General features: G+C 68.0%; 16 protein-coding genes. 4 read left to right on the forward strand and 12 right to left on the reverse strand.

Annotated features, from left to right (window positions below; translation table 11 throughout):
- The first annotated feature begins 29 nt into the window (after window positions 1–29).
- From HZA32_20990 to HZA32_21005, 4 genes are all read left to right on the forward strand, one after another.
- Window positions 30–1,727 carry a type II/IV secretion system protein gene (locus HZA32_20990; protein MBI5426560.1) on the forward strand — a complete coding sequence of 566 codons (1,698 nt, stop codon included), beginning with the start codon at window positions 30–32 and terminating at the stop codon, window positions 1,725–1,727.
- Between the two features lie 110 nt (window positions 1,728–1,837).
- Window positions 1,838–3,097 (forward strand): type II secretion system F family protein, encoded by a 1,260-nt coding sequence (locus tag HZA32_20995; protein MBI5426561.1) that lies wholly within the window; start codon window positions 1,838–1,840, stop codon window positions 3,095–3,097.
- Between the two features lie 71 nt (window positions 3,098–3,168).
- Window positions 3,169–3,645 carry a VOC family protein gene (locus tag HZA32_21000; protein ID MBI5426562.1) on the forward strand — a complete coding sequence of 159 codons (477 nt, stop codon included), beginning with the start codon at window positions 3,169–3,171 and terminating at the stop codon, window positions 3,643–3,645.
- Window positions 3,646–3,783: 138 nt separating this feature from the next.
- Window positions 3,784–4,215 carry a hypothetical protein gene (locus tag HZA32_21005; GenBank protein MBI5426563.1) on the forward strand — a complete coding sequence of 144 codons (432 nt, stop codon included), beginning with the start codon at window positions 3,784–3,786 and terminating at the stop codon, window positions 4,213–4,215.
- Window positions 4,216–4,267: 52 nt separating this feature from the next.
- On the opposite strand, the gene HZA32_21010 is transcribed toward HZA32_21005, so the two are convergent.
- From HZA32_21010 to HZA32_21065, 12 genes are all read right to left on the reverse strand, one after another.
- Window positions 4,268–4,534, reverse strand: a complete 267-nt coding sequence (locus tag HZA32_21010; GenBank protein MBI5426564.1) for a PLDc N-terminal domain-containing protein — start codon at window positions 4,532–4,534, stop codon at window positions 4,268–4,270.
- A 107-nt stretch (window positions 4,535–4,641) separates the two neighbouring features.
- Window positions 4,642–6,258 (reverse strand): DUF1501 domain-containing protein, encoded by a 1,617-nt coding sequence (locus HZA32_21015; protein ID MBI5426565.1) that lies wholly within the window; start codon window positions 6,256–6,258, stop codon window positions 4,642–4,644.
- Window positions 6,255–7,937, reverse strand: coding sequence for a DUF1800 domain-containing protein (locus HZA32_21020; protein MBI5426566.1), 1,683 nt, complete (start codon window positions 7,935–7,937; stop codon window positions 6,255–6,257). The genes HZA32_21015 and HZA32_21020 overlap by 4 nt, the downstream gene beginning before the upstream one ends.
- Window positions 7,938–8,027: 90 nt before the next feature.
- The gene (locus HZA32_21025) at window positions 8,028–8,549 is read right to left on the reverse strand and encodes a general secretion pathway protein GspM (protein MBI5426567.1); all 522 of its coding nucleotides are present in this window, start codon (window positions 8,547–8,549) and stop codon (window positions 8,028–8,030) included.
- Window positions 8,546–9,688 carry a hypothetical protein gene (locus HZA32_21030; GenBank protein MBI5426568.1) on the reverse strand — a complete coding sequence of 381 codons (1,143 nt, stop codon included), beginning with the start codon at window positions 9,686–9,688 and terminating at the stop codon, window positions 8,546–8,548. Before HZA32_21030 ends, HZA32_21025 begins: the two co-directional genes overlap by 4 nt.
- A gap of 1 nt (window position 9,689) precedes the next feature.
- On the reverse strand, window positions 9,690–10,775 hold the full coding sequence (locus tag HZA32_21035) for a general secretion pathway protein GspK (GenBank protein MBI5426569.1): 1,086 nt from the start codon (window positions 10,773–10,775) through the stop codon (window positions 9,690–9,692).
- Window positions 10,776–10,869: 94 nt separating this feature from the next.
- Window positions 10,870–11,598 (reverse strand): hypothetical protein, encoded by a 729-nt coding sequence (locus tag HZA32_21040; protein MBI5426570.1) that lies wholly within the window; start codon window positions 11,596–11,598, stop codon window positions 10,870–10,872.
- Window positions 11,595–12,044: a prepilin-type N-terminal cleavage/methylation domain-containing protein gene (locus HZA32_21045; GenBank protein MBI5426571.1), complete on the reverse strand. Its 450-nt coding sequence runs from the start codon at window positions 12,042–12,044 to the stop codon at window positions 11,595–11,597. The genes HZA32_21040 and HZA32_21045 overlap by 4 nt, the downstream gene beginning before the upstream one ends.
- Window position 12,045: 1 nt before the next feature.
- Entirely contained in the window at window positions 12,046–12,546 is a 501-nt protein-coding gene (locus HZA32_21050) for a prepilin-type N-terminal cleavage/methylation domain-containing protein (protein MBI5426572.1), read from the reverse strand.
- Between the two features lie 47 nt (window positions 12,547–12,593).
- The gene (gene gspG / locus HZA32_21055; protein ID MBI5426573.1) at window positions 12,594–13,022 is read right to left on the reverse strand and encodes a type II secretion system major pseudopilin GspG; all 429 of its coding nucleotides are present in this window, start codon (window positions 13,020–13,022) and stop codon (window positions 12,594–12,596) included.
- A gap of 7 nt (window positions 13,023–13,029) precedes the next feature.
- Complete coding sequence (locus tag HZA32_21060) at window positions 13,030–13,596, reverse strand: hypothetical protein (protein MBI5426574.1); 567 nt, start codon at window positions 13,594–13,596, stop codon at window positions 13,030–13,032.
- Between the two features lie 228 nt (window positions 13,597–13,824).
- Window positions 13,825–14,814, reverse strand: coding sequence for a DUF481 domain-containing protein (locus tag HZA32_21065; GenBank protein ID MBI5426575.1), 990 nt, complete (start codon window positions 14,812–14,814; stop codon window positions 13,825–13,827).
- Window positions 14,815–14,899 lie beyond the last annotated feature (85 nt).

The raw sequence follows: 14,899 nt of genomic DNA on the forward strand, positions 1-14,899 counted from the left end.
GCGTTGGGGTCAACGCGTTCCACCTGACCATGGCCGCGCCCACTCTCTCCACGCCCGATTTCCTGCGCGACTGGCCCGACGCGGACCAGCTGCGCCAACTCCGCGAAGCTCCCCGCGCCGAGCGCCAGGAGCTCCTCGCCGTCTTCCGCAACCTCTCGCCCGGCGCCGTCCTCCCATTCATCGCCGAGCAGACAAACCTGCCCGTCGTCGCCACCCTTGCGGCCGACGCCGATGCCATCGCCACTCTCCCCGCGCGCCTCGTGCACGACTATCAAGTCCTGCCCGTCAGCGTCGGCGCGCCGGCCAAGAACGGCGACGGCCCGCTCCACCTCGCCACCTCGTGGCCACCCGACGACGACGTCCGCGACTGGGTCGCCGTCTTCACGCCGCGCCGCGTGCAATGGCACCTCGCCGCCGCCGACCGCCTCCGTCAGCTCATCATCGAGAACTACGGCGTCGGCGCCGGCTCCATCGAGGACACCGACGAGCCCGACACCTTCGCCTCCGGCGCCGCACTCAACATCGAAGCCGACGCCGATGCCGCCGTCGTGCGCTTCGTCCGCGACATCATCGCCCAAGCCATCGAGGACGGCGCGACCGACATCCATTTCGAACCGCAGGAAGGCCAGCTCCGCATCCGCTACCGCGTCGACGGCCTCCTCGTCCCCGTGCCCGTCCCGGAAAACCTGCTGCGCTACCAGGACGCCATCATCTCGCGCCTGAAGATCATGGCGCGTCTCAACATCTCCGAGAAACGCCTCCCGCAGGACGGCCGCATCAACTTCAAAGCCGGCGACAACGTCCTCGATATCCGCGTCTCGACCATCCCGACCATCTACGCCGAGTCCGTCTCGCTCCGCCTCCTCAACCAAAAGAAGGAAGCCTACACGATGGACCGCCTCGGCATGGATGAGTCCGAGCAGGCCATCATCACCAAGGTCCTCGATTACCCGCACGGCATCATCCTCGTCACCGGCCCGACCGGCTCCGGCAAATCGACTTCGCTCAACGCGTTTCTGCGCAAGATCAACTCAACCGACCTCCGCATCGTCACCGTCGAGGACCCGATCGAATACGAAGTCCCCGGCTCAAACCAGATGCAGGTCCGCCCCGAAATCGGCCTCACCTTCGCCAGCGCGCTGCGCCACGTGCTCCGCCAGGACCCCGACGTCATCATGGTCGGCGAAATTCGCGACCGCGAAACCGCCGACATCGCCATCCGCGCCTCGCTCACCGGTCACTTGGTTTTCTCGACGTTGCACACGAACGACGCCCCCGGCGCCATCACGCGCCTCATCGACATGGGCATCGAGCCGTTCCTCGTCGCGTCGTCGATCGAACTCGTCATCGCCCAACGCCTCGTGCGGCGCCTCTGCCCCGACTGCGCCACCAAGGAGCCGATCAGCCAGATGAAGCTCCGCGACACCCTCGCGATTCTCGGCCTCGAAGCCTCGCTCGCCGAGGGCGTCACGCATGTCCCCAAGCCCTGCGGTTGCGAACGCTGCCGCAACACCGGCTACCGCGGCCGCATCGGTCTCTTCGAGATTCTCAAGCCCGACGAATCGCTCCACGACCTTATCGTCCACCGCGAATCGACGCGCGCCCTCGCCAAAGTCGCCCGCGACCACGGCATGCGCACGCTGCAACAATCCGGCTGGGCCAAGGTCCTCGCCGGCCACACGACACTCGAGGAAGTCCTCCGCGTCATCACGGTGGCGGAAAAGTGAGAAGCAAAGTCCAGAGCCCAGAGTCTAGAGTCCCGAGCCGACGATCTCTCAGCGCCATATCCGCTACTCTCAGCTCTAGACTCTCAGCTCTCAGCTAAGCCGCCGCCGCCATGCCCCGCTTCACCTACACCGCCCGCTCCGGCACCGGCCAGACCGTCGAGGCCACACTCGACGCTCCCAGCCGCAAGGACGCGGCGCGCCTCCTCGCAGCCCGCGGCCTGCGCCCGATCAGCCTGAACGAACTCGGCGGCGCCCCCACGGCGGCGGCGAAAAAATCCCCGACCGTCTCGGACGCCCTCCCCAAGCTCTTCGCCGAACGCAGCGCGCATCGCCAGTTCAGCGAGGATCTCCAGCTGCCGTTTTTCCAGGCGCTCTCGGACCTGATCGGCAGCGGCCTCCCCGCCGGCGAAGCCGTGCGCCTGCTCAGCCAGCGCCTGCAGGAGCCGCAGCTCCGCGGGCTCTGCGCCGCGTTGTGGGAACGCCTCAGCGAAGGCCTGCCGCTCTCGCAAGCGATGGAGTCGCTCCCCGGCACGTTCACCACGCACGCTGTCAACCTCATCGCCGCCGGCGAAGCGACGGGCAATCTCCGCGAAGTGCTCCAGCGCCTCGTGCAGCACTACACCGCACAACGCGAGATGCGCCGCACCCTGACCGCCGCCCTCGCCTACCCCGTGTTCATCTGCACGATCGCGGTCGGCGTCATCATTTTCTTCATCTTCTTCCTGCTGCCGCGCCTGCAGACGCTGCTCAATTCGCTCGGCGGCAAAATGCCGTGGGCCACGCGCCTGCTCATCGGCATGTCGGACTTCCTGCTGCACTACGGCATCATCGCGCTTGTCGGCGCCGTGCTGACCATCGTGTTTTTCTGGCGCTGGCGCAAAACGGCCAAAGGCCGTGCCGCCACCGACGCGTGGGTCCTGCGCGCGCCGTTCGCCGGCCGCTTCGTCTCGGCGGCGACGATCCACAACTTCGCCTCCACGCTCGCCGTGCTGCTCGAGAACGGCGTCACGACCGCCGAGGCGCTGCGCATGACCGAGCGCACGATCGCCAACCGCTCGCTCCAAGCCGCGTTCCGCGACGCCACCAGCCGCGTGCTCGAGGGCGAAAGCCTCTCCCAGTCGCTGGCCAAGACGCAGTGCTTCCCGCCGCTCGTGATCGACCGCCTCGCCGTCGGTGAGAGCACCGGCCAGCTCGCGCCCAGCCTGCGCAACATCGCCGCCTCGTATCAGGACGATCTCTCGCGCCAAGTGAACCTGTTGACGCAAGTGATCTCGACCGGCGTGCTGCTCGTCGCGTTCACCTTCGTCGCCTTCATCGCCTACGCGATCGTCTCCGCCGTCTTCTCCGTCAGCGCGAGCTTCAAGTTCTAGGGGCCTTCCCTGTCCATCCGGTGTCCGGGGCCAGCCGGTTCGTTCGTCGTGATTTTATATCCTCCACGCCCATGTCGAAAATCACCCCCTGCCTCTGGTTCAACGGCGACGCCGAAGCGGCCGCCAACTTCTACGTCTCGCTCCTGCCCGGCTCGCGCATCGATCGCGTGTTTCGCTCGCCGCTCGACTGGCCGAGCGGCAAGGCGGGCGACGTCCTCACGGTCGAGTTCACCCTCGGCGGCCAGCCTTACCTCGCGCTGAACGGCGGTGACAACTTCAAGTTCACCCCCGCCGTCTCCTTCCAGATTCACACCGCCGACCAGGCCGAAACTGACCGCCTGTGGGCCGCGATCCTCGCCAACGGAGGCCGCGAGATGGGCTGTAGCTGGATCACCGACCGCTGGGGCCTCGCGTGGCAAATCGTGCCGCGCCGCCTCACCGAGCTCATGCAAGACCCGGACCCCGCGCGCGCCCAACGCGCGATGGCTGCGATGATGGAAATGGTGAAAATCGACGTCGCCGCGCTCGAACGCGCGGTCGGCCCGTAAGGGGCGGCCGCCATCCGCGGCACCGGAGATTGACCGATCGGACCTGGACGCCTAACTGTCGGGCGCCCCGCCCGTCGCCGCACCACGCACGCGACCCCCGCGTGCCGCGACGGACGTCGCTCACACGACACCCACGCCATGAACCCCACGGTCCGCAACATCCTCGCCGTGATCGCCGGCCTCGTCGCCGGCGGTCTGGCCAACACCCTCCTCATCACCGTCGGTCCGCACGTCTTCCCGCCGCCCGCGGGCATGGACGTCAACAACGTCGAAAGCATCCGTGCCCACGCCCACGAACTGCAGCCCGCGCATTTCGTGTTCCCGTTCCTCGCGCACGCCATGAACGCTTTTGTCGGCGGCCTCGTCGCCTACGTCGTCGCTGCGAGCCGGCGCGCCGTCTTCGCGTGGGCCATGGGCGGCCTTTCCCTCTGCGGCGGCATCGCGGCGGCGGTCATGATTCCGGCCCCCGCGTGGTTCGTCGCGCTCGACCTGATTGTCGCCTACCTGCCGATGGCGTGGCTGGCGATCAAGCTCGGCGAAAAGCTGACGGCAAAACCCGCCGCTGCCTGAGTGTCTGGTCCCGCGCGGACTGCGCGCGGCGCCCATCGACCGCGGCGCGAGATCAGCTGCTCCGCGCCGCGCGCTGGATTTCGTCGCGCCGGCGCCGGCCCGCCTCCATCCGGAGTTCCTCCGGGGACGGACGATTCGGCGCGACCAACAGGTAGATCAATGCGCCGATTCCGCTGACCAAGATGACCACGAGCACCCACACGATCCGCATCGTCGGATCGAGTCGCTCGTTCTTGATCGCGGAGATCAGCGCATAGAGCCAGAGCGCAAAGAGCGCGAGCAACGCACCGATGCCGAAAATACCGCCGAGAACATTCATGTGATTTGAGGAGTTTCGTGGCCCTTGCGGCTAGACAATCGGACCCGAAATTCCGCGCAACGGCGAATTCGCCCGCGCAAACGCGCGCCACGCGCCAGGTCGCGGCGCTACTTTGCGGACGCGTCGATCTTCGCCGACGCCGCGCGCTCGGCCGTGAGGCGCGCTTTGCGGTCCGCGATTTTCTTCAGCAACAGCGCACCACCGATCGCCGCCGCGCCGAGGACCGTCGGCGAACCACCGCCACCGCCGCCGCCACCACCCGACGAGCCAGAGCCTCCGGTTGACCCGCTGGAACCCGTGCCGCCCGTCCCGCCGGTCTGCGCGCTGCTCGTCATCAGGCCGAGCGAGAGGCGATTGCCGAAACGGCTGCTGAACGCCGGCAGCACGTAATCCATGTCGCCGTTGCCGACGCCGAACCAACTCAGCAGGTCGCGCGCGTATTCGTCGACTGAGACGCCGGGAATGAGCCGGCCTTGGCCGGTGTCGATGGAGGCGCGTTGCTGCAAATCGGGATAGTAGCCCTGCTCGGGATTGCCGGCGACGCGGCCGCCCGCCACCGAACCGCCCATGACGAAGTGGTTGCCGCCCCACGCGTGGTCCGAGCCGTTGCCGTTCGACGTGAGCGTGCGGGCGAAGTCCGACGCGGAGAAGAGCGTGACCTTGTTTTGCAAACCAAGCTCTCCGAGCGCGGTGTAGAAGAAGCCGACCGCCTGGCTCACGGTGCGCAGGAGCGTCAGCTGGTTGTTGATGAGCTCGTCGTGGTGATCCCAGCCGCCGATCTGCACGAAGAACACCTGTCGCTTCGCGCCGAGCTTGCCGGCGACGGAGGCGATCTTCGCGATCATCGCGAGATTGTTGGCGAGCGTGTTGCCGCTCGGGACGGCGGTGGCGAGCGTCACGCCGGTGAGCGCGCCGGAGAATTCGTAGTAAGCGTCGATCGCAGCGGCCGAGTTGCCGCCGTAGGACTGGTCGAACAGGCTGCTGTATTGCGCTTCGAGCAGGCTGTCCGCGGCGGCCGTGCGCAGGGCGGTCAGGCTGTTCGTCGCAGTGGGACTGTAACCGGTGAGCGCCGTGGCGCCGGCGGAGCTGACGGTGTAGCCGAAGGTGCGCTCGCCGGTGAGGAAGGTGTTTTGCCCCGAGAGCGAGATCATCATCGAGACGAGGCTCGCGGAATTGAGCGACTTGATGATGTCGCCGGCGCGGCCGCCCCAGCCGATGGCGGTGCGCTGGTCGGGCATGCACGTCTGCCACTGCTTCACCTGGTCGGCGTGCGAGTAGAGCGAGATGGGGCGATACTTGTTGGCCTTGTAGTCGGCGAGCGTCGTGGGGCGGACGAGCGAGCCGACGTTCGAGACGAAGGAGAGTTTGCCCTGCGTGAAGAGGTCGCGCACCTCGGTCATCGACGGGTGGATGCCGAGCGTGCGGCCGCCGAGGTTCGACGGCGTGATCTCGAGCAACGTGTCCTTCGCGAGCGCGAGGTTGCCGCGGACCGTGGAGTAGGCGGCGTATTCCGCCGCCGTGGTCGGCACGAGCATGTTGAACGAGTCGTTGCCGCCGGCGAGGAAGAGGCAGACGAGCGCCTTGTAGTCGCTCGGCGCGGTCTGTGCGGCGAGCGAATTGGCGAGGCGGAGCGAGAGCAGCGTGGAGAGGACGGCCGTGCCCTTCACGCCAGCGCAGCTGGCTTGGCCGAGGAACTGGCGACGGGTGATCGAGGGAGCGCTCATTTGAGGACGGCGAACTCCGGCGAGAGCGCGATGAGGTAGTAAGCGAGCCGCGCGCGCTCGCGGTTGAGGGTGCTGCCACTCGGAACCATGCCGGCGGTGATGCCGTTCACCGCAGTGAGGATTTTCGTGCGGTTGTCGGCGCTGAGCGTGCCGCGCGTGAGCAACAGGTCGAGGTTGTCGATCAGCGATCCCGGCGTGGCGGCGAGCGTCTCCTGCGCGGAGAGGTCGAGGCGCATATTGCCCGTGCCGCTATAGATGAGGGTGTAGACGGCGTTGGGGAACGCGATCGCCGTGACGGCATTGAGGATTTGGAACTCGGGGCCGACGAGGCGTGCGTTCTGGATCACGCCGGGCGGCTCGTAGTCGGGCGAGTAGAAGTTGAACACGGAAGGCGCGCCGAGGGGAAACTGGCCCATCGAGGACTCGCTAAACGCGCCAAGGTCGTAGGGGATGACGGTCGTGCCGGCGCTGATCGTGAACTTGCCGGCGCGGAGCAGCTGCGTGAGGCGGAGGAATGGCTCCTGGAGTTTGCCGTGCTCGGCGTCGGTGAGCATCGAGAGGCTGCGCGCTTCGCTGTCGAGCAGGATGGCTTTCACGACGGCGAGCAGGTCGCCGCGGACGCCGGAGCCGTTGTTGGCGAAAGTGGAGGCGACGCGTGCAACGTAGCCGTCGCTGGGATTCGCCGACACGAGCCGCTGGATCAGCAGTCGCGAGATGAACGGCGCGCAACTCGGGTGCTCGATCAGGTTGTCGAGGGCGTCGCTGACGTCGGTGAGGCCGGGCTGGTTGGCGGGCAGGTTGGGTTTGCGGGCGCCGGCGTAGGCGAGGAGCGTCTTGGCGGCGGTGTCGTGCTGCGCCTCCCACATGCGCATCGGGCTGATGTAGTCGGCGGTCGCGGTCGGAAAATCCGTGCGGCCGGTGCCCGTGCCGGTGTTGTTCGTGCTCTCGTCGGTGAAGCCGGTGAAGACGCGCGCGAACTCCGTGATGTTGTCGTTGGTGTAGGTTTCGAGGGGGCGGCCGGTGCTGTCGGTGATGTAGGTGCCGTTGGAGTTGAGCTGATAGAGGCCGATGCTGAAAAGCTGCATGACCTCGCGCGCGTAGTTCTCGTCGGGGCGCGTGCCGCTCGCGGTGTTGGCTTTGCGGTTTTTGTAGTGGCTCAGGTAACGGCCCATCATGGGCGAGCGCGTGACGTCGGTGAGGAGCGTCTTGAAATTGCCCAGCGCGTTGCGCGCGAGCATGTCCCACCACGCGGACGAGCCGTCGCTGGCGTTGGCGATGTTCGTGTCGGCATCGGAGACGACGACGATCTGGCTGAGGGCGTAGGCGATGCGTTGGCGGAGCTGATCCTGGCCGGTGAGCATCACCTGCGTGCGGGCGCGGCGGTTGTGGTTTCTGTCGCTCGTGGTGATCGAGCCGGCGGCGCGGGCGGCGGCGAGGATATCCATCGCCTTCGTCTGCGGCTTGCCCGCCTGCGCGTCGATCCACGCCGAGTAGTTGTAGCCCATCTGCCGGAGCTCGGCGATGGAGTCGCTCGTGGGGCCGAAGGTCGCCTGGACGAGGAAGCGCGCCGCCTGTTCGTCGGCGCTTAGCGCGGTATCCGGCGAGACGGCGGCGCGGCCGACGGCGAAAACGCCGACCAGAAGCAGCACGCCGCACAGCGCACGAGGGGCCCGAATCACGCGCGGCATCTTTCGCGCCGGCACTCCCGACTCAAGCCCGGAACCGGCCGACGTGAGAATTTAACATCTCGTGACGGTCCGGCGGCCGCCTCAGCGCTGCAATTCGGCCGCGGTGACGCGAAAGGTGGCGTTGAGCGTGCCGGGCGCGGCGCGGTCGGCTTGGAGCGAAACCTGTTCGAGTCCGACATAGGGCGAGCGCGCCGAGAGCGCTTCGTAGAACTTCACCAACGCGCCGAGTTCGGCGCGGCGGAAGGTCACCTGCGCGGTGTGGAAGGCGAACTGCGTCGTGCGCTCACTGCGCTGGCCGGACACTTCCGGGGTCAGGCCGGCCTGCGACGCGAGCGCGCTCATCTCGGCAACGAGGCGCGTGCCGTTGAGGGTCTTTGCCGGGTCGAGCTGCGCCGTGGCCTTGGCGGCGCGCGCTTCGATGTCGGCGCGGTTCTTGAGCCAGAGCTGTTGCTCCTCGCCCGAGGCGCGGAGCGAACGCCAGTCCGCGACCCGCGTGCGGGCGCGGCCGGTGGCGCTGAGCAGCCACGCGATGGCGACGAGCGAAACGAACGTCACGAGCAGCGCCTTCTCGCGCAAATTTCGGGTGAAGAAAAAGCGTTTCACTTCGCACCTCCCGTGCCGGTGACGGCCGCGAGCGAGCCATCCTTGAACGTCGCGACGACACGGAAGGTCGTCACGCCCTCGATCAGCCGGATATTCGAGACCTCCAACGTCGCGACCTGCGGCAGCGCGCGGGCGGACGACTCGAACGTGCCGACGTTGTCGGCGTTGGCCGACTGGCCCTCGATCTCAATCGTGTCGCGGCCGTTGGTGACCGAGCGGGAGAACACCACGCCGCCGGGCCGGACGGTGTTGAGCACGGCCAGCATTTCCATCGCGCGGAGGCGGCGCTGCGCCATCTCCTCGATGCGCGTGCCGAGTGTCTGGGCGGTCTGGATTTTCTCCACGTCGGGCGCGAGGATGCGTTGCGCCTCGCGTTGCTGGTTGAGCAGCACGCCGCCGAGAAAAGCACCGAGTTCGAGCACGGCCGCGAAGGCGATGCACCCGACGGTCACCTGCAACACGCGCCAGAGGAACCGGTCACGCTGCTGCGTGGCGCGGCGGTCGGCAAGGACCGCCTTGTCGCGCACGTCCATCGCCTGCACGGCGGATTCCTCGAAACGCGTGGTCAGCGTGCCGCCGTTGCGCCGGGCGACCGCGAACTCCGACGCGTCCTTGCGCGGGACGACCGAGATCGGGCCAACGAATTCCTCGACCGCGCCGAGTTCGCCGAGCCGGGCTTTGGCCTCGTCGAGCAAGCGGTCGCGTTCCGCGGACTCGGTCGCGGGCTCGACCTTGCGCGCGAGCACAAGCGCGGGCAGCGAGCCGTTGCCATCCCACGTCGCCACGATCAGCGAATTGCCGTCGCTCCAGGCGCGGACCGCTTTGCCGGTCGGCGCATCGCCGAGCAGCGCGATGAAGGCCGGCAGCACCGCCGTGGCACCGTCCCAACCCTCGGCGGCGAACAACCGGCGATGGGTCGCGAACGCGAGCGCACTGGCACCGTCTGCCGCGGGCAGAAAGCCGTAGTAAAGCTGGCCGACGGCGAAGGGGGCGTGGGTCTCGAGCGCGAGTTCCACCTGCTCGGCGGCGGGCGAGGCGGCATCGAGCGGCACGCGACGCACGAAGAACGCCTCCGGCGGCAGCACGACGATCTCGTCGAGCGCGGCGGCGGGCGCAGTTGTTTCGGTGGGGGTCGGCATGTCAGCTCGTGGGACTCGCTTCGGGCGCGGTTGGTTCGCTGTTCTCCTTAATTTCGAGCACGGTGAAGGGGTAGTTCAAGGCTTTACGCTCAGGCGGCGGGGCGGTTTCGACGCCACCCGGCTTGGTCGCCTCGTTGCGGCGCTGGGGAGCGGAGGCGTTGGCTCCGGCGGAAACCACCGCGCTCAGCCGGTAAACCACCTGGCCCTGCCGGACCTCGACGTTGATGCGCAGCGCCTCGATGTTGGTGCCATAGTGGTCGCCGGTGACGCTCGCGCCCATGATGGTGTTGGCTTCGGTGATGGAACGGAAGACGCCGGTCTCGCCCTTCGGTTTCGGGCGGGCGCGGTAATCCTGCAACGACTGCACCTCGGAGCTGCCGAGGCCGAGCGCGGTGAGGACGCCGGCGCGCGCGGCGTTGAGGTTCACGCGGCGGAACGAGAGCAACGACACCTCCTGCCGAAACGCGTCGAAGACCGGCGTGGGCCGGCCGGCCTCGTCGAAGAAGACGTGTTCGTTGAGTTCAACCGCGGCGAGTTCGCCCCAAGACCGGAGCGCGCGGTGCGCGGGCTGGTAGGCCGGTGTCGCGGCGCCGTAGTCGGGCACGTCCATATCGACTGCGGCATCCTTCGGCGCGTCATGCGCCCACGCGTGCAGCACGTGGCTGAGGCGTTCCGCCTGGTTGCGCTCCACGCCGGCGAATTCGAGCATCGTCTGGATCTCGGTCTCGCCGGCGTTGGGCAGCGAGAGCTTGGCCGACTCGTCCTCGAACGACACCGCGACCTCGCGACCGGCAGCGGGCGTGAAACCGGTGTCGGTGAGCGGATCCTCCCATCCTTCAGCGGGGCTGCGCAAGGCGCCGTCGACCGCGCGGAAATCGGCCAGCACGGCGAGCGCGGTCTCGAGCGCGGAATAAGCGTCGGCGCGCAGGCTCTTCATGTTCGCCGAGCGCGCATCGGCGAGCAGCTCGGTGCCGCTCCGGCGGATGAACGCCGTAAGGAGAAACGCCGCGAGCAGCACGGTGACGAGCACGAGCACGATGACGGCACCGCGCTGGCGCGCACGCGCGCCAGAGGGACCAAGTTCCAAGTGGCCAAGGGACAGATTGCCGGAGGCGCGGCGATCCGCGCCCGGACTTCTGCGGGCTTCGTGACACTTGATACTTGGCATTTGGAACTTCACCTCAGTAATGCGGCAACGCCCCCGGCGCGGGCGGCAGGGTGACGGTGGTTTCCGTTTTCATGGTGCCGTGCGCGAAGCCGAGGCGCAGGCGTTGCGGCATGCGCCAACGGCCCTGATTGTCGCGCTGTAGCTGATCGTAGACGCGCCAGAAATTGCCGTCGCCCTCGAGGTATTCGTATTTCAGCTCGGCGCCGAAGGGCGAGAGGATGAACGCGCGCGGCGCGGCGTCGTCGAAGTCCTTTTCGAGGCGCGATTGCCAGTAGAGCACGAATCCCTTGTTGGACTGCTGCGCGAGTCCGCACACAACGTCGGGCAGCGGCGCGGTTTTCCACGGCAGGCGCGGACTGCCCTCGGCCAGTTCGTAGGAAACGAGCGTCATGCGCCGGCCGTCGTCGAGCCGCACCTCGCGGCCGAAGATTGGCGTGTCGGTCTGCAGCGGCGGCAGCGCGGCGGTGCGGAGCATCGTCTCGACCTCGCGCGTGACGGCGCGCACGTGCTGATCGAAGAGGCGGCGTTCGGCGCCGGCGCCCCAGATTTCCGCCATCGAGAACACGAAGAAGTTCAGCGCGAGCAGCAGGCCGCCGAGCAACGCGGCCGCGAGCAGCGTCTCGATGAGAGTGAAGGCGCGGGAACGCGTGAGGTGGGCGTCGCCGTCCCGGCGACGGCAATCCTCGGCGCCGTCGGGACGACGGCGCCCACCCTCGCGACGCGGGCCGAGACTTGCGTTCATCGCGCGATCGTCTCCTTGGCCTTCTCGCGGGCGGCGCGCCAGTCGGAGCGGAGTTGCTCGCGGCGTTGCGGGTCGCTCCACGTCGGCCGGAGAACCATGAGGGTCTCGGTGGCCTCTTCCTCGCTCTTCATGGTGCCACCGCTCGTGCGGGTCGTGAGCGTGACCTTGAAGAGATCGGGCACGGCGACCTCCTCGACTTTGGCTTCCCAGCGCAGGCGGCGATCGTCGGGCAACGACATGTCCCCGCCCTTCTCGATTTTCTCGCGTTCGGGCTCGTTGAGCACGGTGTCGCGCAGGAAATCCATCGAAGAGCCGCCGGACGCGCGCTGGGCGATGGCGGCGTGCGCGCCGAGGGTGTTGGCGTAGGCGGCGCCGAGCACGATCGCGGCGATCGCGAGGATGGCGAGGCCGACCAGCACTTCGACGAGGGTAAAGGCGCGGCGCATCTCAGGTCTTGGTCGGGGCCGGGCTCAGCGCGCACGTCCACGGATCGACGATGAGCACGCGCGGCTTGGCGTCGGCGCCGGCCCGGAGGCGCAGGCGGAAGGGCTGGCAGGTGCCGTCGGGGAAAAAGCGCACGCGCTTCAACGGTTCCTGATTCTCGGTGAGTTCGCCGCCAAGGAGAATGCTGCCGCCAGCCTCCATGGGGAGGAGATCGAGGACGACGCCGACCGGCAGGACATCGCTGCGCGCGCCGCTCTCGCCCCAGAGGAGCTGGCGCTTCTCGGCGTCGTAGGCGAGCTCGGTGGCGCGGCCGGACTCGAGGGCGATGGTGCGCGCGGCGAGGACGGCTTCGCTGGCGATCTGGTCGGGCCCGCGCTCGTCCATCTGCGCGAGCATCGAGTTCACCCCGGGAATGAAGATCGCCGCGAACAGCGCGATGAGCGCGAGGACGAGCAGAACCTCGACGAGGGTGAAGGCGCGAACGTGGGCGTTACCGCGTGGCATGCGATGGACTGGCAACGGCGCGCCTCCCGGCCCTGAGGCGCGGGCGGTCACCAATTGCCGATGTCGTCCTCGGTGCCGTCGGCGTGATCGGGTCCGACGGAATAGAGGTCGAAGCTGCCCTTGTTCTTGGTGCCGGGAAACCGGTAGCGATATTGCTCGCCCCACGGATCGGCCGGGAGCTTGCCGTTCGGCGCGTCGGCGTAGGGGCCCCGCCAGCGATCGGCCTTGTTGGCCGGGGCGGCGAGAAGCGCGGCGAGGCCTTCGGTGGTCGAGGGGTAATCGCCGACGTCGATCTTGTAGCGGGTGAGCGAGGTCTTGAGCGCGTCGCGGACGAAGATCTTGGCCACGGACTCCTGGCTGCCGCCGAGGATTTTGTCGGCATTCGTCACCGCGAGGCCGACGAGCAGGCCCACGATGGCGAGGGCGAGGAGGATTTCGACGAGCGTGAACGCGGCGCGAGCTTTTCGCAGATTCATGGGGAGATTAGCGGGGCGGTTGAGTGGGCTGAGGCGTCGGAGGAGGTTGCTGCTGGGCTTGCTGGCGCAAGGCGCGGCGGCGGCGGATTTCCTCGGCGACCTGGGCGAGGCGCTGGGCCTCGGTGGCGCCGGGAGCAGTCGGGGCGGCGGCGGGCATCGCGATCGGTTGCGGCGACTGGCCGGGTTGCGGCTGGGCCACCACCTGCGGCGGCGGCATGGCCATGGCCGTGATCCGGGCGGTGCGGAGCTTCAGGCTCATGCTGCGCCCTTGGTAATCGAGCGTCACCGTCTCGCTGTCCGCATCGTAATTTTTGACGACGAACGGGCGACCGGACTCGTTGAGGGACACCCACTCGGCGCGGCGCGAGGCGGTGTCGGCGATGCTGAAGAAGCGCTCGCCGCGATCCACGAAGGTGCCGCGAAACTCCAGCGGACCCGCCGCCGCGGCCGCTTGTCCGGCGGGCGTGGCGGTGCCGAAGGGCGAATTCTGCACCAAGTTCTGCAGCGACGGCGCGGCCGGTGTCTGCGCCAGCGCGGGCAGAGCGAGTAACGCGAGGAGGAAGAGCGGTCGCATGCGGGGAATCGTTCGACTACGTTGGGCGGGTTTTGTGCCGGGGCAATGCCGAAGCGGTGACGCGCGGAACGGGAGAAAAGTTGCGGGCGCGACCGAGATTGGTCGCTGCACGGGATACGCGGCGCTCGTCGCGCGGGCGCGGCTCGACTCCGCGATCGAGCGCTCATCCCCCGCCGGTGGCGCTTCATCCCGCGTTTGGAGGGCGCGGGCTACCGGCCTAGGCGGCCCTCACCACGCGTAGCCGAGCGAGGAGGTCAGGCGGGAATCGGAGCGATAATTCGGATCGGGGACCGAGTGGTCGTAGTCGACTTCGTAGCGGAGGTTGAGCGAAACGCGCTCGGTCATGCGCGACTGGAGGGCGGCGTTGAACTTCACGCGGAAATTCCCATCGGAAGGCGCGCCGGTGAAGGTGGAACGGCCGCCGCGCGCGGACATGTTGGGCGAGTCGGCGAGGAAGACGGTGGCTTCCTGGGTGAACTTGAAGCGCTTGTCCCACTGGAGCGTGTAGTCCTGGAACGCCGAGCCGAGGAGCGCGGTGTAGTCCTCGAAGTCGTCGCGCGAGAGGCGTTGGAGCACGGCGCCGAGGCCGACGTTCACCTGCTGCTTCGGTGCGTCGAGGATCTTGTAGCCGCCGCCGAGCTGTTGCTCGACGCTGTAGTTGATCTGCTTGAGATCGTCGGAGGAATAGGTGGTGAGCGACTGCGTGAAGAGGCGCTTGCTGAAGTCGTGACGCCAGCGGAAATCGGCGAGCTGGCGGTCGGCGGTGACGACGCCGTTGGCCTCGGAGCGGAGGGCGCTCGCGGTGGCGCGGTAGCTGTTGGAGCGGTTGTCGTGGCCCTCGATCTGGAAGCGCGCGGTGAGATCGCGCTTCGTCTTGGCGCCGTCCTGTGTCGAGTAGCCGAGTTCGATCTGGCGCGTCCATTTCGGGATCACCTTGTCGTTGCGCGCGGCCGGCGTGCCGGCGGGCGCGGTGGGCACCTTGGCGATCGCGGCGGCGGTGACGGGGCTGGCCGTGGGCGCGAGTGCGGAGCGCGGGATCCTCAACGTGCCGAGCTGGGCGTGCTGGATTTCGAGCTCGTCGGCCGACTCGCGCACGAGCGTGCCGGTGAGGCGGTCGCCGTTGGCCAGCACCCAGCTGGCCGCGCGGGCTGGAAGCACGAGGACGAACGTGAGCAGGAAGAGAGAGACGAGGCGTTGGAGATTTTCCCGGGCGGTCATGCAGCGAAAAAGATAAAGCTGCGCGTTGGACCCCGCACGGGCCAAGGCGTTCGAATTTTTCTGGGGCTCATCGCCGACGATGCGG

The organism is Opitutia bacterium (genome assembly GCA_016217545.1).
Classification (GTDB): Bacteria; Verrucomicrobiota; Verrucomicrobiia; order Opitutales; family Opitutaceae; genus Didemnitutus.